Origin of the sequence: Streptomyces griseobrunneus (genome assembly GCF_046713465.1) — a bacterium.
GTDB classification, from domain to species: domain Bacteria; phylum Actinomycetota; class Actinomycetes; order Streptomycetales; family Streptomycetaceae; genus Streptomyces; species Streptomyces microflavus.
Genome location: NZ_CP177080.1, coordinates 6,471,022 through 6,490,345, shown reverse-complemented (window position 1 = coordinate 6,490,345; position 19,324 = coordinate 6,471,022). Strand labels below are relative to the sequence as shown.

Annotated in this window: 15 protein-coding genes and 3 rRNA genes; 5 read left to right on the top strand and 13 right to left on the bottom strand. The window is 66.7% G+C overall.

What is annotated here, in order from left to right; genetic code table 11:
* Positions 1–19 precede the first annotated feature (19 nt).
* A complete protein-coding gene (locus ACK8N7_RS29540) occupies positions 20–820 on the bottom strand; it encodes an ABC transporter ATP-binding protein (RefSeq protein ID WP_403211648.1) in 801 nt (266 codons plus the stop codon).
* A gap of 156 nt (positions 821–976) precedes the next feature.
* Positions 977–2,029 (bottom strand): HAD-IIA family hydrolase, encoded by a 1,053-nt coding sequence (locus ACK8N7_RS29535; protein ID WP_403211646.1) that lies wholly within the window; start codon positions 2,027–2,029, stop codon positions 977–979.
* A gap of 71 nt (positions 2,030–2,100) precedes the next feature.
* Here ACK8N7_RS29535 and ACK8N7_RS29530 point away from each other — a divergent pair, with 71 nt between their 5' ends.
* Entirely contained in the window at positions 2,101–3,378 is a 1,278-nt protein-coding gene (locus ACK8N7_RS29530; protein WP_500444536.1) for a DUF1015 family protein, read from the top strand.
* Positions 3,379–3,446: 68 nt separating this feature from the next.
* On the opposite strand, the gene ACK8N7_RS29525 is transcribed toward ACK8N7_RS29530, so the two are convergent.
* From ACK8N7_RS29525 to ACK8N7_RS29500, 6 genes are all read right to left on the bottom strand, one after another.
* A complete protein-coding gene (locus ACK8N7_RS29525) occupies positions 3,447–4,214 on the bottom strand; it encodes a tetratricopeptide repeat protein (RefSeq protein ID WP_500444535.1) in 768 nt (255 codons plus the stop codon).
* Positions 4,211–5,629 carry a hypothetical protein gene (locus ACK8N7_RS29520; RefSeq protein ID WP_500444534.1) on the bottom strand — a complete coding sequence of 473 codons (1,419 nt, stop codon included), beginning with the start codon at positions 5,627–5,629 and terminating at the stop codon, positions 4,211–4,213. Before ACK8N7_RS29520 ends, ACK8N7_RS29525 begins: the two co-directional genes overlap by 4 nt.
* Before the next feature lie 206 nt (positions 5,630–5,835).
* A 5S ribosomal RNA gene (gene rrf, locus ACK8N7_RS29515) occupies positions 5,836–5,952 on the bottom strand.
* 111 nt (positions 5,953–6,063) lie between these two features.
* Positions 6,064–9,189 (bottom strand): 23S ribosomal RNA (locus tag ACK8N7_RS29510).
* Between the two features lie 303 nt (positions 9,190–9,492).
* Positions 9,493–11,018 (bottom strand): 16S ribosomal RNA (locus ACK8N7_RS29505).
* The 16S, 23S and 5S rRNA genes sit together here, the layout of an rRNA operon.
* 680 nt (positions 11,019–11,698) lie before the next feature.
* Complete coding sequence (locus ACK8N7_RS29500; protein ID WP_403217475.1) at positions 11,699–12,343, bottom strand: DNA-3-methyladenine glycosylase; 645 nt, start codon at positions 12,341–12,343, stop codon at positions 11,699–11,701.
* Between the two features lie 87 nt (positions 12,344–12,430).
* On the opposite strand from ACK8N7_RS29500, the gene ACK8N7_RS29495 reads away from it, so the two are divergent.
* The 3 genes from ACK8N7_RS29495 (at position 12,431) to ACK8N7_RS29485 (ending at position 14,443) form a co-directional block, all read left to right on the top strand.
* On the top strand, positions 12,431–13,213 hold the full coding sequence (locus ACK8N7_RS29495) for a sporulation protein (protein ID WP_403217473.1): 783 nt from the start codon (positions 12,431–12,433) through the stop codon (positions 13,211–13,213).
* A gap of 45 nt (positions 13,214–13,258) precedes the next feature.
* Positions 13,259–13,795, top strand: coding sequence for a YbhB/YbcL family Raf kinase inhibitor-like protein (locus ACK8N7_RS29490; RefSeq protein ID WP_403217471.1), 537 nt, complete (start codon positions 13,259–13,261; stop codon positions 13,793–13,795).
* A gap of 138 nt (positions 13,796–13,933) precedes the next feature.
* Complete coding sequence (locus ACK8N7_RS29485) at positions 13,934–14,443, top strand: HNH endonuclease (protein ID WP_015607712.1); 510 nt, start codon at positions 13,934–13,936, stop codon at positions 14,441–14,443.
* Between the two features lie 74 nt (positions 14,444–14,517).
* On the opposite strand, the gene ACK8N7_RS29480 is transcribed toward ACK8N7_RS29485, so the two are convergent.
* The 4 genes from ACK8N7_RS29480 to ACK8N7_RS29465 form a co-directional block, all read right to left on the bottom strand.
* Complete coding sequence (locus ACK8N7_RS29480; RefSeq protein ID WP_403217469.1) at positions 14,518–15,291, bottom strand: sulfite exporter TauE/SafE family protein; 774 nt, start codon at positions 15,289–15,291, stop codon at positions 14,518–14,520.
* Positions 15,292–15,368: 77 nt separating this feature from the next.
* Entirely contained in the window at positions 15,369–16,394 is a 1,026-nt protein-coding gene (locus tag ACK8N7_RS29475; protein ID WP_403217467.1) for an SPFH domain-containing protein, read from the bottom strand.
* 99 nt (positions 16,395–16,493) lie between these two features.
* Positions 16,494–16,925, bottom strand: coding sequence for an NfeD family protein (locus ACK8N7_RS29470; RefSeq protein WP_018512269.1), 432 nt, complete (start codon positions 16,923–16,925; stop codon positions 16,494–16,496).
* A gap of 118 nt (positions 16,926–17,043) precedes the next feature.
* Positions 17,044–17,841 (bottom strand): ABC transporter ATP-binding protein, encoded by a 798-nt coding sequence (locus ACK8N7_RS29465; protein ID WP_403217465.1) that lies wholly within the window; start codon positions 17,839–17,841, stop codon positions 17,044–17,046.
* 124 nt (positions 17,842–17,965) lie between these two features.
* Here ACK8N7_RS29465 and ACK8N7_RS29460 point away from each other — a divergent pair, with 124 nt between their 5' ends.
* A complete protein-coding gene (locus ACK8N7_RS29460) occupies positions 17,966–18,757 on the top strand; it encodes an Rv1486c family protein (RefSeq protein WP_403217463.1) in 792 nt (263 codons plus the stop codon).
* 241 nt (positions 18,758–18,998) lie between these two features.
* Here the strand turns inward: ACK8N7_RS29460 and ACK8N7_RS29455 are convergent, their stop codons facing one another.
* Positions 18,999–19,250, bottom strand: a complete 252-nt coding sequence (locus ACK8N7_RS29455) for a chaplin (RefSeq protein WP_403217461.1) — start codon at positions 19,248–19,250, stop codon at positions 18,999–19,001.
* Positions 19,251–19,324 lie beyond the last annotated feature (74 nt).

Here is a 19,324-nt window from a genome sequence, read left to right as displayed (position 1 = left end):
TACGCCCGCCCACCCGCCCTCAGGCAGCGACCTTCCGCGCCTTACGGGCCGCAGGCACGACAAGCGGCGTCCCGGTCTCGGGATCGTCGATCACCTGGCACCGCATCCCGAACACCCGCTCCACCAACTCCGCGTCGACCACGTCCGAAGGCGCCCCCTCCGCGACGATCGCGCCGTCCCGCATCGCGATGAGGTGCGTGGCGTACCGCGCGGCATGGTTCAGATCGTGGAGTACGGCGACCAGCGTGCGCCCCTGCGTCTCGTGCAGCTCCGCACACAGGTCGAGGACATCGATCTGGTGCTGGATGTCGAGGAACGTCGTCGGCTCGTCGAGCAGCAGCAGCGGCGTCTGCTGGGCCAGCGCCATGGCGATCCAGACCCGCTGCCGCTGCCCGCCGGACAGTTCGTCGACATAGCGGTCGGCCAGCTCGGCCACCCCGGTCGAGTCCATGGACTCCTGGACCACCCGCTCGTCCTCCGGCGACCACTGCCGCAGCAGCCCCTGGTGGGGGTAGCGGCCCCGGGCGACGAGGTCGGCGACGGTGATGCCGTCGGGGGCGGTGGAGGACTGCGGCAGCAGCCCCAGCGTGCGCGCGACCTTCTTCGCGGGCAGCTGGTGGATGATCTGCCCGTCCAGCAGCACCTGCCCCCGGCTCGGCTTCAGCATCCGGGCGAGCGAACGCAACAGGGTCGACTTGCCGCAGGCGTTGGGCCCGACGATCACCGTGAAGGAGTTGTCGGGTATCTCGACCGAGAGATCCTCGGCGATGACCCGCTGGTCGTAGCCGAGGGTCACCGATTCCGCAGTGAGGCGCTGCATGGTCGTACTCCCGGAGGCAGGGGGTGTCCGGCGGATCAGGGCCGGACAGGCCACCGATCAACACCAAGTTAGGTTAGCCTATCTTCCTCCTGGCGCCCCTCGTCCCGGACCACCGGCCGGCCCCCCGGAGAGCCCCGGCTACCGCTGCCTCTACCGTTACAGCGCGAGCCCGGTGACGGCCTTCTCGGCGTCCAGCCCGCACGCCCCGTCCCCGGCGAAGGTCCACGCGGCGCCGCAGAGCGCCCGCAGCCCGTGGAGCGGATCTCCCTCGCCCTCCAGGACCAGGGTCTCCCCGTCGCGTACGAACGCGGTCCACCCCCCGCAGCGGAACACGGGGGCCGGATCGCCCTCCGCCCCCTCCGACGTGACCTCGGGCTGCCCGGTCAGCAGCCCCCGCAGGTCCCGGTCCACGTACGTCGGGCGGTGCTGCGGAGGCGCGGCGAGCAGCTGGGCCGCGTCCGTCACCCCGGTCAGGACCAGCAGCGAGTCCACGCCCCCGTTGAACGCGCCCTCGATGTCCGTGTCCAGCCGGTCCCCGACGACGAGCGGCCGCTTCGCCCCGGTCCGCAGCACGGTCTCCCGGTGCATCGGCGGCAACGGCTTCCCCGCGACCTGCGGTTCGGCCCCGGTGGCGATCCGTACGACCTCCACGGCGGCGCCGTTGCCCGGCGCGATGCCCCGGGCGCCCGGAATGGTCAGGTCCGTGTTGGACGCGTACCACGGCAGCCCGCGCGCGACGGCGTAGCTCGCCTCGGCGAACCGCCCCCACGCCAGATCCGGCCCCCCGTACCCCTGGACCACGGCCACCGGGTCGTCGTCCGCCGACTCCACCGGCACCAGACCGCGCTCCCGCAGGGCGACCCGCAGCCCTTCGCCACCGATGACCAGCACCCGGGACCCGGCGGGCAGCTGATCGGCCATCAGCCGGGAGACCGCCTGGGCCGAGGTGATCACGTCGGCGGCCTCGGCGGGCACGCCCAGCTCCGTCAGGTGCTCCGCCACCGCGTCCGGCGTGCGCAGCGCGTTGTTGGTGACGTACGCGAGGTGCATCCCGCCGTCCCGCGCGGTGGACAGCGACGCGACGGCGTGGACGATCGCCTCCCCGCCCGCGTACACCACCCCGTCCAGGTCGAGGAGAGCCGTGTCGTACGCCTCGCTCAGCGCCGTACTGCTCCCCGACGGCCGGTACCTGTCGTGCTGCTGGCTCATATGACTCTGCTCCTCATTCGTGCCTCTCCCCCGATCATCGCGCATGCCCCATGCACACATACGATGCTCAAATGAACACTTCAGGTCCCGACGAGCAGGGGCTGCGGCTGATCCCGTTCCGCGGACTGCGCTATGTCCCCGAGCGGGTCGGCAGCCTTGCCGCGGTGACCTCGCCGCCGTACGACGTGGTCGTCAGACCGGACGGTCTGCACCACCTGGAATCGGCGGACCCTCACAACATCGTGCGCCTCATCCTCCCCCAGGCGGACACCGCCGAGGACCGGCACCGGCAGGCGGCGAGGACACTGGAGCGCTGGCTGGCCGAAGGCGTCATCGCCCCGGACCCGGCACCCACCCTGTACGTCTACGAGCAGCGCAACGACGAGATCCTCCAGCGCGGCCTGATCGGCGCCCTGGTCCTCTCCCCCGCCGCCGACGGGATCGTGCTGCCGCACGAGGACGTCATGGACGACATCGTCGCGGACCGCGCGGAGCTGATGCGCACGATGCAGGCCCACCTGGAACCGCTGCTGCTGACCTACCGCAGCGACGGGGCCGAGGAAGGCGCCGCGGCGGTCATCGAGCGCACGGCCGAGCGCCCCCCGCTGCTCTCCACCACGACGGAGGACGGGTTCCACCACCGCCTCTGGGCCGTCACGGACCCGGCCGAGCGCACCGAGATCGAGACGGACCTGGCCCGGCACCAGGCGCTGATCGCCGACGGCCACCACCGCTGGGCCACCTACCTCCGGCTCCAGCGGGAACAGACCGCGCCGGGCCCCTGGGACTTCGGCCTCGTCCTCCTCGTCGACACGACCCGCCACCCGCTCCAGGTCCGCGCGATCCACCGGCTGCTGCGCGGCCTGCCGGCTGCCCGGGCCCTCGAAGGACTCGCGGACCTCTTCCGGGTCCGTACGGTCGAGGGCCCGCTCCCCCGCGCGCTCGACGCCCTGGCCGGCGCGGCGGCGGAGGGCAACGCGTTCCTCCTCGCCGGCGACGGCGGCTTCCACCTGGTGGACCGCCCGGACCCGGCCCTGCTGGCCCGCACGATCCGGACGGACCGCCCCGAGGCGTGGCGCACCCTGGACGCGACGGTCCTCCACTCGGCGCTGCTGGACGACGTCTGGCAGATCCCCGACGCCCCCGAGCACATCGGCTACATCCACGACACCGAGGCGGCCGTCGAGCAGGCCGAGCGCCTCGGCGCCACGGCGGTGCTGATGCACCCGGTACGCGAAGAGGTCGTCCGGGACCTGGCCAGGCAGGGCGTCACCATGCCCCGTAAGTCGACATCCTTCGGCCCGAAGCCGGCGACGGGCCTGGTCATGCGCAGCCTGACCACCGACTGACGAGGCCGAGGGACAAACAGAAAGGGGCGGCACTCCCGAGGGAGTACCGCCCCTTTCCGATTCAGCGACTAGGCCTTGGCAGCCTCGTCGCCACGCTCGTCCCCGTCCCCGTCCTCGTCGTCCGCGTGGCCCTCGTCGTCGCCCTCGGGCGCGTCGTCGACGGACGGAACAGTGCCGACGGCCTCAGCGGCTTCGGCGGACTCCACGACCTCGTCGTCACCCAGGGCATCGACGAACTCCACACCGTCCAGCTCGGCCAGCCGGTCCGACGCGTCGGTCGAGCCGTCCTTGTCGGCCTCCAGTGCCTTGCCGAACCACTCACGGGCCTCGTCCTCGCGCCCCGCCTCGAGCAGCGCGTCCGCGTAGGCGTAGCGAAGACGCGGTGTCCACGGCTGGACGGAGCTGGAGGCGAGCTCGGGGCCCTGCAGCGTGACGATGGCGGCATCGATCTGCCCCATGTCACGACGGGCTCCGGCGGCCACCAGCCGCATCTCGACCTGGCCGGCCTTGTCCAGCTTCTGCACCTCGGGCTCGCCGGCCATGGCCATCGCCCGCTCGGGCCGGCCGAGGCCACGCTCACAGTCCGCCATGACGGGCCACAGGTCCACGGACCCGGTCATCCGCCGGGACGCCCGGAACTCGGCGAGCGCCTCTGCGTACCTCTGCGTCGCGTAGGCCGCGAACCCGGCCGCTTCCCGGACGGCGGCGACGCGCGAGGCCAGCCGCAGAGCGATACGGGCGTACGCGTACGCCTCCTCCGGGTCCTCGTCGAGCAGCCGGGCCACCATGACGAGGTTGCGCGCGACATCCTCGGCAAGGGTCTTCGGCAGGCTCATGAGCTCCTGGCGTACGTCCTTGTCGATCTCCTGACCGGTGACGTCGTCGGGAATGGGCAGCCGCTTGATCGGCTCACGGTCCCGGTCCCGGTCCCGGTCGTCCCGGCCACGGAATCCGCCACGGTCACGGTCGGCCCGCTGGCCACCAGCGGGCCGACCACCACGATCGTCACGGCGGAAACCGCCACCGGAGCCACCGCCACGGTTGTCGTCACGGCGGAAGCCACCGCCGCTGGGGCGGTCGTCGTCGCGACGCGGCCCACGCGGCCGGTCGTCACGACGCTCGAACCCACCACCACTGGGACGGCCGCCACGGCTGTCGTCACGCTGCTGACCACCGCGGTAACCACCACGGTCGTCATCGCGACGAGGCCCACGGGCCTGATCACGGTCCCGGTCGTCACGGCGGAAGCCGCCACCGCCGGTGCTGCCACCGCGGTTGTCGTCACGACGGAACCCACCACCGGTGCTGCCGCCACGGTTGTCGTCACGACGGAAGCCACCACCGCTGGGGCGGTCATCGTCGCGACGCGGCCCACGCGGCCGGTCGTCACGACGCTCGAACCCGCCACCACTGGGGCGACCGCCACGATCATCGTCACGACGGAACCCACCACCGGTGCTGCCGCCACGGTTGTCGTCACGACGGAAGCCACCACCGCTGGGGCGGTCATCGTCGCGACGCGGCCCACGCGGCCGGTCGTCACGACGCTCGAACCCGCCACCACTGGGGCGACCGCCACGATCATCGTCACGACGGAACCCACCACCGGTGCTGCCGCCACGATCATCGTCACGACGGAACCCACCACCGGTGTTACCGCCACGGTTGTCGTCACGACGGAAGCCACCGCCGCTGGGGCGGTCGTCGTCGCGACGCGGCCCACGCGGCCGGTCGTCACGACGCTCGAACCCACCACCAGCGGGCCGACCACCACGATCGTCACGGCGGAAACCGCCGCCGGAGCCGCCGCCACGGTTGTCATCGCGGCGGAAGCCACCACCGGCCTTGCCGGCACGGTCGTCACGGGGGAAGCCGCCGCCGCTGGGGCGGTCGTCGTCGCGACGCGGCCCACGGGGCCGGTCGTCACGACGCTCGAACCCGCCACCACTGGGGCGACCGCCACGATCATCGTCGCGACGGAAGCCACCGCCGGTGCTGCCGCCACGGTTGTCGTCACGACGGAACCCACCACCGGTGCTACCGGCCCGGTTGTCGTCACGGCGGAAACCGCCGCCGGAACTACCGCCCCGGTTGTCATCACGACGCGGCCCGCGGTCCCGGTCACGATCCCGGTCATCGCGGCGGAAGCCGCCACCGGCGCCACCGCCGGTCGGCCGGCTGTCATCGCGGCGAGGGCCGCGGTCGTTGTCACGGCGAGGAGCTGGGGAACCGGACCGGTCGTCACGACCACCGCGGAAACCGCCCCGGTCACCACCGTCCCGGCGACGCGGCTCGCGCTCCGGACGATCGTCGGGAGAGTTGGTGGACATGGGTGTGACTCCTGTCTTCGGGTACCACAGACATTCTCGCGCAGCCGACCGTCCGACGCGCTTCGACAAAAACAAAAGGACCCCTGGTCCCAGCGTGAACGCTGGGACCAGGGGTCCTTGAAAGATTGTTCGGCGGCGTCCTACTCTCCCACAGGGTCCCCCCTGCAGTACCATCGGCGCTGAAAGGCTTAGCTTCCGGGTTCGGAATGTAACCGGGCGTTTCCCTAACGCAATGACCACCGAAACCCTATCGGGTTCTAGCGAACAAGCACACTCTTCAATTAAGTAGTGAAACTGTTCAACCGGTGCGATAACTGTTCGCAACCCGGGAACAACACAGTGGACGCGAGCAACTGAGGACAAGCCCTCGGCCTATTAGTACCAGTCAGCTCCACCCGTTACCGGGCTTCCACATCTGGCCTATCAACCCAGTCGTCTACTGGGAGCCTTAACCCCTCAAAGGGGGTGGGAATACTCATCTCGAAGCAGGCTTCCCGCTTAGATGCTTTCAGCGGTTATCCTTTCCGAACGTAGCCAACCAGCCATGCCCTTGGCAGGACAACTGGCACACCAGAGGTTCGTCCGTCCCGGTCCTCTCGTACTAGGGACAGCCCTTCTCAATATTCCTGCGCGCGCAGCGGATAGGGACCGAACTGTCTCACGACGTTCTAAACCCAGCTCGCGTACCGCTTTAATGGGCGAACAGCCCAACCCTTGGGACCGACTCCAGCCCCAGGATGCGACGAGCCGACATCGAGGTGCCAAACCATCCCGTCGATATGGACTCTTGGGGAAGATCAGCCTGTTATCCCCGGGGTACCTTTTATCCGTTGAGCGACAGCGCTTCCACAAGCCACTGCCGGATCACTAGTCCCGACTTTCGTCCCTGCTCGACCCGTCGGTCTCACAGTCAAGCTCCCTTGTGCACTTACACTCAACACCTGATTGCCAACCAGGCTGAGGGAACCTTTGGGCGCCTCCGTTACTCTTTAGGAGGCAACCGCCCCAGTTAAACTACCCATCAGACACTGTCCCTGATCCGGATCACGGACCCAGGTTAGACATCCAGCACGACCAGAGTGGTATTTCAACGACGACTCCACAACCACTGGCGTGGCCGCTTCAAAGTCTCCCACCTATCCTACACAAGCCGAACCGAACACCAATATCAAACTATAGTAAAGGTCCCGGGGTCTTTCCGTCCTGCTGCGCGAAACGAGCATCTTTACTCGTAGTGCAATTTCACCGGGCCTATGGTTGAGACAGTCGAGAAGTCGTTACGCCATTCGTGCAGGTCGGAACTTACCCGACAAGGAATTTCGCTACCTTAGGATGGTTATAGTTACCACCGCCGTTTACTGGCGCTTAAGTTCTCAGCTTCGCACACCCGAAAGTGCACTAACCGGTCCCCTTAACGTTCCAGCACCGGGCAGGCGTCAGTCCGTATACATCGCCTTACGGCTTCGCACGGACCTGTGTTTTTAGTAAACAGTCGCTTCTCGCTGGTCTCTGCGGCCACCCCCAGCTCATGGAGTAAATCCAATCACCAGTGATGGCCCCCCTTCTCCCGAAGTTACGGGGGCATTTTGCCGAGTTCCTTAACCATAGTTCACCCGAACGCCTCGGTATTCTCTACCTGACCACCTGAGTCGGTTTAGGGTACGGGCCGCCATGAAACTCGCTAGAGGCTTTTCTCGACAGCATAGGATCATCCACTTCACCACAATCGGCTCGGCATCAGGTCTCACCCTTAACGTGTGACGGATTTACCTACCACACGGGCTACACCCTTACCCCGGGACAACCACCGCCCGGGCTGGACTACCTTCCTGCGTCACCCCATCGCTTACCTACTACAAGTCTGGTTCATCGGCTCCACCACTACCCTCAACTCCGAAGAGATCGGGCCGGCTTCACGGACTTAGCATCGCCTGATTCAGTACTGGGCGTTTCAAAGCGGGTACCGGAATATCAACCGGTTGTCCATCGACTACGCCTGTCGGCCTCGCCTTAGGTCCCGACTTACCCTGGGCAGATCAGCTTGACCCAGGAACCCTTAGTCAATCGGCGCACACGTTTCTCACGTGTGTATCGCTACTCATGCCTGCATTCTCACTCGTGAACCGTCCACAACTCGCTTCCGCGGCTGCTTCACCCGGCACACGACGCTCCCCTACCCATCCATACGGGCGTTGGCCCTATGTGTATGAATGACACGACTTCGGCGGTACGCTTGAGCCCCGCTACATTGTCGGCGCGGAATCACTTGACCAGTGAGCTATTACGCACTCTTTCAAGGGTGGCTGCTTCTAAGCCAACCTCCTGGTTGTCTCTGCGACTCCACATCCTTTCCCACTTAGCGTACGCTTAGGGGCCTTAGTCGATGCTCTGGGCTGTTTCCCTCTCGACCATGGAGCTTATCCCCCACAGTCTCACTGCCGTGCTCTCACTTACCGGCATTCGGAGTTTGGCTAAGGTCAGTAACCCGGTAGGGCCCATCGCCTATCCAGTGCTCTACCTCCGGCAAGAAACACACGACGCTGCACCTAAATGCATTTCGGGGAGAACCAGCTATCACGGAGTTTGATTGGCCTTTCACCCCTAACCACAGGTCATCCCCCAGGTTTTCAACCCTGGTGGGTTCGGTCCTCCACGAAGTCTTACCTCCGCTTCAACCTGCCCATGGCTAGATCACTCCGCTTCGGGTCTAGAGCGTGCAACTCAATCGCCCTATTCGGACTCGCTTTCGCTACGGCTTCCCCACACGGGTTAACCTCGCTACACACCGCTAACTCGCAGGCTCATTCTTCAAAAGGCACGCAGTCACGACTGCATGTGCAAGCACATACAGCGACGCTCCCACGGCTTGTAGGCACACGGTTTCAGGTACTATTTCACTCCGCTCCCGCGGTACTTTTCACCATTCCCTCACGGTACTATCCGCTATCGGTCACCAGGGAATATTTAGGCTTAGCGGGTGGTCCCGCCAGATTCACACGGGATTTCTCGGGCCCCGTGCTACTTGGGTGTCTCTTAAACGAGCCGTTGATGTTTCAGCTACGGGGGTCTTACCCTCTACGCCGGACCTTTCGCATGTCCTTCGCCTACATCAACGGTTTCTGACTCGTCTCACAGTCGGCAGACTATGAAAAAGAGATCCCACAACCCCGCATGCGCAACCCCTGCCGGGTATCACACACATACGGTTTGGCCTCATCCAGTTTCGCTCGCCACTACTCCCGGAATCACGGTTGTTTTCTCTTCCTGAGGGTACTGAGATGTTTCACTTCCCCTCGTTCCCTCCACACTGCCTATGTGTTCAGCAGCGGGTGACAGCCCATGACGACTGCCGGGTTTCCCCATTCGGAAACCCCCGGATCAAAGCTTGGTTGACAGCTCCCCGGGGACTATCGTGGCCTCCCACGTCCTTCATCGGTTCCTGGTGCCAAGGCATCCACCGTGCGCCCTTAAAAACTTGGCCACAGATGCTCGCGTCCACTGTGCAGTTCTCAAACAACGACCAGCCACCCATCACCCCGTCCTAGGACGAGTTCACTGGGGCCGGCAACCGAAGGACAGACTCAAACGAGCCCGTACCCTCAGATACCCAACAACGTGCCCGGCCCGACCGATCCACCACCACATTCCACGCTCCGAGGAGCAGTACTAGCAGTGATCAACCTGTCGCGCCGAATAGTCAACGTTCCACCCATGAGCTGACCACCGTCGAACATTTGTCGACGTAGTGGCTCTCGATTCCTTGCGGAATCTAGATGCTCCTTAGAAAGGAGGTGATCCAGCCGCACCTTCCGGTACGGCTACCTTGTTACGACTTCGTCCCAATCGCCAGTCCCACCTTCGACAGCTCCCTCCCACAAGGGGTTGGGCCACCGGCTTCGGGTGTTACCGACTTTCGTGACGTGACGGGCGGTGTGTACAAGGCCCGGGAACGTATTCACCGCAGCAATGCTGATCTGCGATTACTAGCAACTCCGACTTCATGGGGTCGAGTTGCAGACCCCAATCCGAACTGAGACCGGCTTTTTGAGATTCGCTCCGCCTCGCGGCATCGCAGCTCATTGTACCGGCCATTGTAGCACGTGTGCAGCCCAAGACATAAGGGGCATGATGACTTGACGTCGTCCCCACCTTCCTCCGAGTTGACCCCGGCAGTCTCCTGTGAGTCCCCATCACCCCGAAGGGCATGCTGGCAACACAGAACAAGGGTTGCGCTCGTTGCGGGACTTAACCCAACATCTCACGACACGAGCTGACGACAGCCATGCACCACCTGTATACCGACCACAAGGGGGGCACCATCTCTGATGCTTTCCGGTATATGTCAAGCCTTGGTAAGGTTCTTCGCGTTGCGTCGAATTAAGCCACATGCTCCGCTGCTTGTGCGGGCCCCCGTCAATTCCTTTGAGTTTTAGCCTTGCGGCCGTACTCCCCAGGCGGGGAACTTAATGCGTTAGCTGCGGCACCGACGACGTGGAATGTCGCCAACACCTAGTTCCCAACGTTTACGGCGTGGACTACCAGGGTATCTAATCCTGTTCGCTCCCCACGCTTTCGCTCCTCAGCGTCAGTAATGGCCCAGAGATCCGCCTTCGCCACCGGTGTTCCTCCTGATATCTGCGCATTTCACCGCTACACCAGGAATTCCGATCTCCCCTACCACACTCTAGCTAGCCCGTATCGAATGCAGACCCGGGGTTAAGCCCCGGGCTTTCACATCCGACGTGACAAGCCGCCTACGAGCTCTTTACGCCCAATAATTCCGGACAACGCTTGCGCCCTACGTATTACCGCGGCTGCTGGCACGTAGTTAGCCGGCGCTTCTTCTGCAGGTACCGTCACTTTCGCTTCTTCCCTGCTGAAAGAGGTTTACAACCCGAAGGCCGTCATCCCTCACGCGGCGTCGCTGCATCAGGCTTTCGCCCATTGTGCAATATTCCCCACTGCTGCCTCCCGTAGGAGTCTGGGCCGTGTCTCAGTCCCAGTGTGGCCGGTCGCCCTCTCAGGCCGGCTACCCGTCGTCGCCTTGGTAGGCCATTACCCCACCAACAAGCTGATAGGCCGCGGGCTCATCCTTCACCGCCGGAGCTTTTAACCCCGTCCCATGCAGGACAGAGTGTTATCCGGTATTAGACCCCGTTTCCAGGGCTTGTCCCAGAGTGAAGGGCAGATTGCCCACGTGTTACTCACCCGTTCGCCACTAATCCACCCCGAAAGGCTTCATCGTTCGACTTGCATGTGTTAAGCACGCCGCCAGCGTTCGTCCTGAGCCAGGATCAAACTCTCCGTGAATGTTTACCCGTAATCGGGTGCACACATCACGAGAGCGGAACAACCGGTCGGAATAAGACCCGTTGCTCTCAGCGTCCTCGCTGTGTAATTGCCTGCCCGGTGTCACCGAAGTGATCCGTGCAGGACTTTTCAAAGGAACCACCAACCTGCCGAAGCAGGCCGGGGTATCAACATATCTGGCGTTGACTTTTGGCACGCTGTTGAGTTCTCAAGGAACGGACGCTTCCTTCGGTCCCGTTTCACCGGGGCCCTCCGGGCGCTTCCCTTCGTTCTTGCGTTTCCGACTCTATCAGACTCTTTCGTGTCCGATTCCCGGTCGAAGCGGGGTGCTTTCGAGGTTCTTCGCTTTCGCGTTTTCCCTTTCCAGCGGTTCCAACTTTACCAGACTCTTTTCGTTCCGTTTCCGGTCCGAATTCGATTTCCGGTGGCCTGTGGAGTGGCCTTGCCTTTCGGCGTGTTCACTACGTTAGCCCATTCCCTTGGCAGCTCATAATCGAGCCTGTCGAGCGAATTACGGGCATGCCGAATTCGCACCCGCCAGGGTGAGTCGTAGGTAGTGGTTTGGCCTCTTCGGGTTGCTCGGTCCGGTCCGATGGACCGTGCCGACAGCTGTACCCGTGTCAAGTGGCTCGGACTACATTAGGCGTCCACCCAGGGCCCGTCAAGTCGCTCATGGCCCGTCACTTCGCCGGGCGGCGGCGGGGAGCGTGGGCACGGTACGGACTCACCGTGGGGTCGTTCTCGATCCAGAAGCGCCATGGCTGGTGCGCCCCGTCGCCGCCGACTCCCGTGCGGGGGCCGCTGCGTACCTGGTCACGCGGGGGCGCGGTGCCGTGGAGCACGGACAGCGCCGGCGTGGGGCCGGCGAAGAGGTCGCTGCCGTTCAGCGTGCGGTCGACGTCGAGGGCGGTGGCGAGGCGGGCCGGGCCTTTGGCCAGTTCCTTGTCACTGCGGGCCGAGACCCGTCGTACGCGGGCCAGGCCTGCGCCCACATTGATCTCGCCGGCCCGGAGCAGCACTCCGCTCGCGTGGTCTTCCGGGCCGCAGACCAGGTTGAGGCAGTGCCACATCCCGTAGGTGAAGTAGACGTACGTATGGCCGGGCGGGCCGAACATCACGCTGTTGCGGGCCGTGCGGCCCCGGAACGCGTGCGAGCCGGGGTCGACCTCACCGGCGTACGCCTCCACCTCGGTGAGGCGTACTTCGATCGTGCCCTCGTCGCTGCGGCGGACGAGGGTGCGGCCCAGGAGATCGGGGGCGACCTCCAGGACGGAGCGGTCGAAGAAGTCGCGGGTGAGCGGTGTGCGGTCGGAGCCCTTGGTCATGGCGTCCGAGGGTACTGGGAGGGCGAGCGCGGGAACCGGCTACGGTCATGGCGCGTATCTAGGGGTCAGGACCAAGAAGGAGTGAACATGGGCTTCAAGCGGCTGCTCGCGAGCATGGGTGCCGGTGGTGCCTCGGTGGAGACCGAGCTCACCGAGGTGAACGTCGTCCCCGGTGGGGTCGTCCAGGGCGAGGTGCGGATCCAGGGCGGATCGGTGGCCCAGCAGATCGAGGGGCTCTCCGTCGGTCTGCAGGCACGGGTCGAGGTCGAGGGCGGTGACCAGGAGACCAAGCAGAACATCGAGTTCGCCAAGGTGCGGCTCGGTGGTGCTTTCGAGGTGCAGGCGGGGGCGGTGCACGTGGTGCCGTTCGGGCTGGAGATCCCCTGGGAGACGCCGGTCACGATGCTCGCCGGTCAGCACCTCCGCGGGATGGACATCGGGGTGACCACCGAGCTGGAGATCGCCCGCGCGCTGGACTCCGGTGACCTGGACCCCATCAACGTGCACCCGCTGCCGGCACAGCAGGCCATCCTGGACGCCTTCGGGCAGCTGGGCTTCCGCTTCCGTAGTGCGGACATGGAGCGCGGTCACATCCGCGGCTCGCGTCAGCGGCTGCCCTTCTACCAGGAGATCGAGTTCGTACCGCCGCAGCAGTACCGCGGGCTTCACCAGGTCGAGCTGACGTTCGTCGCGGACGACCGTGAGATGGACGTGATCCTGGAGATGGACAAGAAGCCGGGGCTGTTCAGCGAGGGCAGCGACTCCTACCGCGCGTTCAAGGTCGGTCTCGAAGACTTCCACCAGACCGACTGGGCGGCCTACCTCAACCAGTGGCTGGCCCAGGTCGGCGGCCAGCGCAACTGGCTCTAGGGTCGGGTGGGAAGGCAGACGAACCGAGCAGGAGAGGTGCCAGACGTGACCGAGCCGAAGAGGGCCCCGCTGCCGCACGACTTCCATCCGGAGGTCCATGCGTTCACCGTGACGAGCAAGGACCTCGCGCCGGGGGCCGTGCTGGGTGAGGCCCAGGTGCTTGCGTCCGGGAACACTTCGCCGCACCTGCGGTGGGAGGGTTTCCCGGCGGAGGCCAAGAGCTTCGCCGTGACGTGTTTCGACCCGGACGCCCCGACGGGGAGCGGTTTCTGGCACTGGGTGGTCTTCGACATCCCGGCGTCGGTGACCGAGCTGCCGGCCGGTGCGGGCAGCGGTGCGTTCGACGGGCTGCCCGAGGGTGCCGTCCAGGCCCGTAACGACTACGGGTCGAAGGAGTTCGGCGGGGCCGCGCCGCCCGCCGGGGAGAACCACCGCTATGTGTTCACCGTGTACGCGGTGGACACCGAGAAGCTCGGCATCGACAGTGACTCCTCGCCCGCGGTGGTCGGGTTCAACCTCCGGTTCCACACGCTGGGGCGGGCTCAGCTGATCGGTGAGTACGAGGCTCCCGCCGGCGATTAGTTCGCCTGTTGTTTGCCCTGCTCTGGTCTTGGAGAGACCAGAGCAGGGCATTTTTTATTGCGTTGTCCATCGCGGCCTGCCCAGCCAGAGTTGATCCGGGCCTGCCAGGGGGCGGGCGGCACACGGGAGGTGGGCAGGATGCGTGACACGCTGGTTCTCAACGCGAGCTTCGAGCCGCTGTCGACAGTGACGCTCAACCGTGCGGTGGTCCTGATCCTGACGGACAAGGCCGTCGTCGAGCAGTCGCATCCCGAGCTCCGTATGCGCGGTGCCGCCGTGGACATTCCGGTGCCCCGGGTCATCAGGCTCTGCCGGTACGTACGGGTGCCGTTCCGAAGACAGGCGCCGTGGTCCAGAAGGGGCGTGCTGATCCGGGACCAGCACCGGTGTGCGTACTGCGGGCGGCGGGCGTCCACCGTCGACCACGTGGTGCCGCGGGCCCAGGGAGGTCAGGACACCTGGCTGAACACGGTGGCCTCCTGCGCCGAGGACAACCACCGCAAGGCGGCCCGGACGCCGGAGCAGGCGGGGATGCCGTTGCTGAAGCAGCCGTTCGTCCCCTCCCCCGCCGAGGCGATGCTGCTGGCGATGGGGGCGGGCGACCGGTCGGCGCTGCCGGAGTGGCTGGACCGGGCCGCTGCGGCCTAGAACGGTGGCGCAGTCGACGTACGCCTGATGCTGTATCCGTGGGCCCGTCCCTCCGAGGGGCGGGCCCACGTGTGTCAGCGGAGCAGCAGCTGGACGATGGCCGCGGTGCCGACGACGACGATCAGGGCGCGCAGGAGGGTGGGGCTGAGGCGACGGCCGACCTTGGCCCCTATCTGGCCGCCGATGGCCGAGCCGACCGCGATCAGGACGACCGCAGTCCAGTCGAAGTCCGCGACGAAGAGGAAGAACAGCGCGGCGATGCTGTTGACCACGGCGGCCAGGACGTTCTTCACCGCGTTGAGACGCTGGATCGTGTCGTCGACCAGCATGCCCATCAGGGAGAGGTAGATGATCCCCTGGGCGGCGGTGAAGTAGCCCCCGTAGATGCTGGCGAGCGTCAGGCCGGCGAAGAGGAGCGGGCCGCCGTCGGGGCGGGCCGGGGTGCCGGTGCGCTCGCGGCGGCGCTGGACGGCTTTGCTGATGCGTGGTTGCAGGATCACCAGGACGAGGGCCAGGGCGACCAGGACCGGGACGATCGTCTCGAACGCCGTGGAGGGCAGGGCGAGCAGGAGGGTGGCTCCGGTGAGGCCGCCGATGGCCGCTCCGACGCTCAGTCTGAGGATGCGGCGGCGTTGGCCGGCGAGCTCCTTGCGGTAACCGATGGCTCCGCTGATGGAGCCGGGGATGAGGCCGAGCGCGTTGGAGACGGTGGCGGTGACCGGCGGGAGGCCGGTGGCGAGCAGGACGGGGAAGGTGATCAGGGTGCCTGAGCCGACGATCGTGTTGATCGTGCCCGCACCGACTCCCGCCGCGAAGACGGCGAGTATTTCCCAGATGGACAAGGCCATCTCCTTCGATGGTCAGTGATGCCTCCCCGCCATGAAGGTCGAGGGGCCTCACTGATCATGCACGAAGGGGGTGGGGGTCAGTAGACCGGGGGTTCTTCGCGCCGTTCGACGGCGGTGCCACCGGAGTTTCCCCCGTTGGGGTTGCCACTGTTGCCGCCGTTGCCTCCATTACCGCCGTTGCCGCCATTGCCATTGCCGTTGCCGCCGGTGTTGAAGCCCGGGCCTCCACCGCCGCCGAGGTTGCCGAAGGCTCCGCTGAGGCCCTTGAGGGCGTCGCCGATCTCGCTGGGCACGATCCAGAGCTTGTTGGCGTCGCCCTCGGCGATCTTCGGGAGCATCTGGAGGTACTGGTACGAGAGCAGCTTCTGGTCCGGGTCTCCGGCGTGGATGGCCTCGAAGACCGTGCGGACGGCCTGGGCCTCACCCTCGGCCCTGAGGGCCGCTGCCTTCGACTCGCCCTCGGCGCGCAGGATCGCGGACTGCTTCTCGCCTTCGGCGGTGAGGATCTGGGACTGCCGGATGCCCTCGGCGGTGAGGATCGCGGCGCGCTTGTCGCGGTCGGCGCGCATCTGCTTCTCCATCGAGTCCTGGATGGAGGTGGGCGGTTCGATCGCCTTGAGCTCGACGCGGTTGACGCGGATGCCCCACTTGCCGGTCGCCTCGTCGAGGACACCGCGCAGGGCCGCGTTGATCTCCTCGCGGGAGGTGAGGGTGCGCTCCAGGTCCATGCCTCCGATGATGTTGCGGAGGGTGGTGACGGTGAGCTGCTCGATCGCCTGGATGTAGCTGGCGACTTCGTAGGTCGCGGCCCGGGCGTCGGTCACCTGGTAGTAGATGACGGTGTCGATGTTGACGACCAGGTTGTCCTGGGTGATCACCGGCTGCGGGGGGAAGGGCACGACCTGTTCGCGGAGGTCGATCCGGTTGCGGATCGAGTCGATGAACGGGACGACGATGTTCAGGCCCGCGTTCAGGGTGCGCGTGTAGCGGCCGAAGCGCTCCACGATGGCGGCGCTGGCCTGCGGGATGACCTGGATCGTCTTGATCAGGGCGATGAAGACGAGCACCACCAGAATGATCAGGACGATGATGATCGGTTGCATCGTGTCTCTCGTGCCCTTCGGTTGCCGACGGATCTCATGATGATCGACATGATCGACTTCGAGTCTCGCAGAACTGGACCCGCCTCGTGCACGGTTCGCTCACATGACGACGGCCGTCGCTCCGTCGATGTCCACGACATCGACCTGCCGGCCGGGCTCGAAGACCTGGTCCTCGTCCAGCGAGCGCGCCGACCAGACCTCACCGGCGAGCTTGATACGGCCGCCGCCGTCGGCGCTCACCCGTTCCAGGACGACCGCCTGACGGCCCTTCAGGGCGTCGATACCGCTGGCGTGCCCCGTCTGTCCGGCCCGGTGTCTGGCGGCGATCGGGCGGACGACGACGAGCAACGCCACCGACACCCCGACGAAGACCAGCACCTGGGCCACGATGCCGCCGCCGAGCGCGGCGACGACCGATGCGGCCAGCGCCCCGACGGCGAACATTCCCAACTCGGGCATCGCGGTCAGGACGAGGGGAATGCCCAGCCCCGCCGCGACGATCAGCCACCACACCCATGCGTCGATGTCCACATGGTCATCGTAGGACCGTCGGTGCGTCACCGACAGGGCGCAGGGGTGGTCAACTGCGCTGATTACTTGGCGGATTGCGCCATACCGGCCGCCGGGGCGGGTGCGGGTGGGCGTCCGGTCAGGAGAGCGGCAGGCCGTGGGCGGTGTAGCGGTCGCCGGTGTGCTCGACGATCAGCGGCAGGCCGAAGCAGAGCGAGAGGTTACGGGAGCTGAGCTCGGTCTCCATGGGTCCGGCCGCGAGGATCTTGCCCTGGCGGATCATCAGGACGTGGGTGAACCCGGGCGCGATCTCCTCGACATGGTGGGTGACCATAATCATGGAGGGGGCGTACGGGTCGCGGGCGAGCCGGCCCAGGCGGCGGACCAGGTCCTCACGCCCACCGAGGTCGAGCCCGGCCGCCGGCTCGTCGAGGAGCAGCAGTTCGGGGTCGGTCATCATCGCGCGGGCGATCAGGGTGCGCTTGCGCTCTCCTTCGGAGAGCGTGCCGAACTTGCGGTCCAGGTACTCGGTCATGCCGAGGCGGTCCAGGAAGGCGCGGGCGCGCTCCTCGTCGACGGCCTCGTAGTTCTCGTGCCAGGTGGCGGTCATGCCGTACGCGGCCGTGAGCACCGTCTGCAGGACGGTCTGCCGCTTGGGCAGCTTGTCGGCCATCGCCACGCCCGCCATGCCGACCCGAGGGCGGAGCTCGAAGACGTCGGTGCCGACGCCGCCCAACTGCTCGCCGAGGATCGTGGCCGTTCCCTTGCTCGGGAAGAGGTAGCTGGACGCGAGGTTGAGGAGCGTCGTCTTGCCGGCGCCGTTGGGGCCCAGGATGACCCAGCGCTCCCCCTCCTTGACCGACCAGGAGACGTCGTCCACCAGAGCGCGTCCGTCGCGGACCACGGATACGTCCACCAGCTCCAGTACATCGCTCATGAGCGCGTTGTCTCCCCATGCAGTCTCGTCGAGATCGTCGCGTGCCTGTGGGCACAGTCCCAGGGAAAACCTACGCCACCGTGCGAGTGCTCCGGCCGTGAGGTCCGTTCCCTAGGCTGTCTCCATGCTTGTGGAACCACGTTCAGGGTTGTTGGCCGCCTGGGGGAACGCGCTTCTGGCGGGACTTGTCCCGCCGGACGACGCGGCTCTCGCGATTGTCGGGGAGGACGCGCTGCACCGCGTCGAGGGGCTGCCGGGTGAGGCGGGGCCGGTCGGGCTCACGCTGGCGCTCGGCCGGCTGCGGGGGCTGGGGGCGACCGGTTTCCGGGTCGCGCTGCCGGTGCCGGGGCATCCGCTGGGGCTGAGCGGTCCGCCCGACTTCAACGCGCGGGCGCTGGAGGCCGAGGAGGCGGTGGTGGTCTCGGGGGTGCCGTACGGGCTGGTCCCGGAGGTGAGCGAGGCCGGTCCTGAGGGAGATCTGCACGTCGAGGTGGTGTGGCGGGTGCTGCCGGTGCGGGAGGCGCCGCCGGCGGACGTGCCGTCGCTGAGCGAGGCGGAGCGGGAGCTGGCGGAGGCGTTGCGGGATGCGACGGCGGTGCTGTCCCGGCTGGACGTGGCCGGTTCCGGTCCGGTGGCGGAAGCGGCGGTGGACGCGTACCGGGCGCGGGCGGAGGGGGGCCGCGGGCGCGAGGTGCTGGCGCCCGGGTATCCGCCGCGGGCGGTGCGGGTGCTGGAGCTGGCGCAGCGGGTGGGGCTGCTGGTCTCGGTGGCGTACGGATCAGGGCACGGGGGTGCTGTGAGCGCGTCGGAGATCGCGGCGCGGGGGGCCGCGTTGCGGCCGGTGGAGCGGGTGGCTCGGCGGGCTCAGGTGGCGGCCTACAACGCGTATGTGGAGGGCGAGGAGGTTCGACGGTAGGCCCGCGGGCCTTTGTCCTCAAGCGCCGGACGGGCTGGGGGGTGCCCCTGGCCGGGGGGCCTGTTCTGGTGCGAGGTCCCCTTCGCGAGGGGTCCGTCCTCAAACGCCGGACGGGCTGGAAGTGGGTGGGGGTCGGCGGACGGGCTGGGAGAGGGTGAGCCGGGCGCGGGCTGGGAGCAGGGAACGGGAAAAGCCGGACGGGCCCGGGGAACGGGGGGCCGTCCGGCTTTGGGGCCCGGTGTCAGTGGTTCAGGCCGAGGTTGCCGAAGGCCGGGTTGAGCAGGCCGATCACGTTGACCGTGTTGCCGACCGCGTTCACCGGGATGTGGACCGGGACCTGGACCAGGTTGCCGCTGGCGACGCCCGGGGAGTGGGCGGCCACGCCGTGGGCGTCGGCGCCGCTGTGGCCGGTCGCGGAGGCCGCGCCGGCACCGGCGGCGATGAGCCCGCCGGCGATCATGGTGACGGCGGCGGCCTTCTTCAGGTTCTTCACTTCAGGTTCCTCCTAGAGAGGCTGCGGCAAGCCGCCGCAGCATGTCCTGGAGAACGCCGTACGGCCCGGAAGGA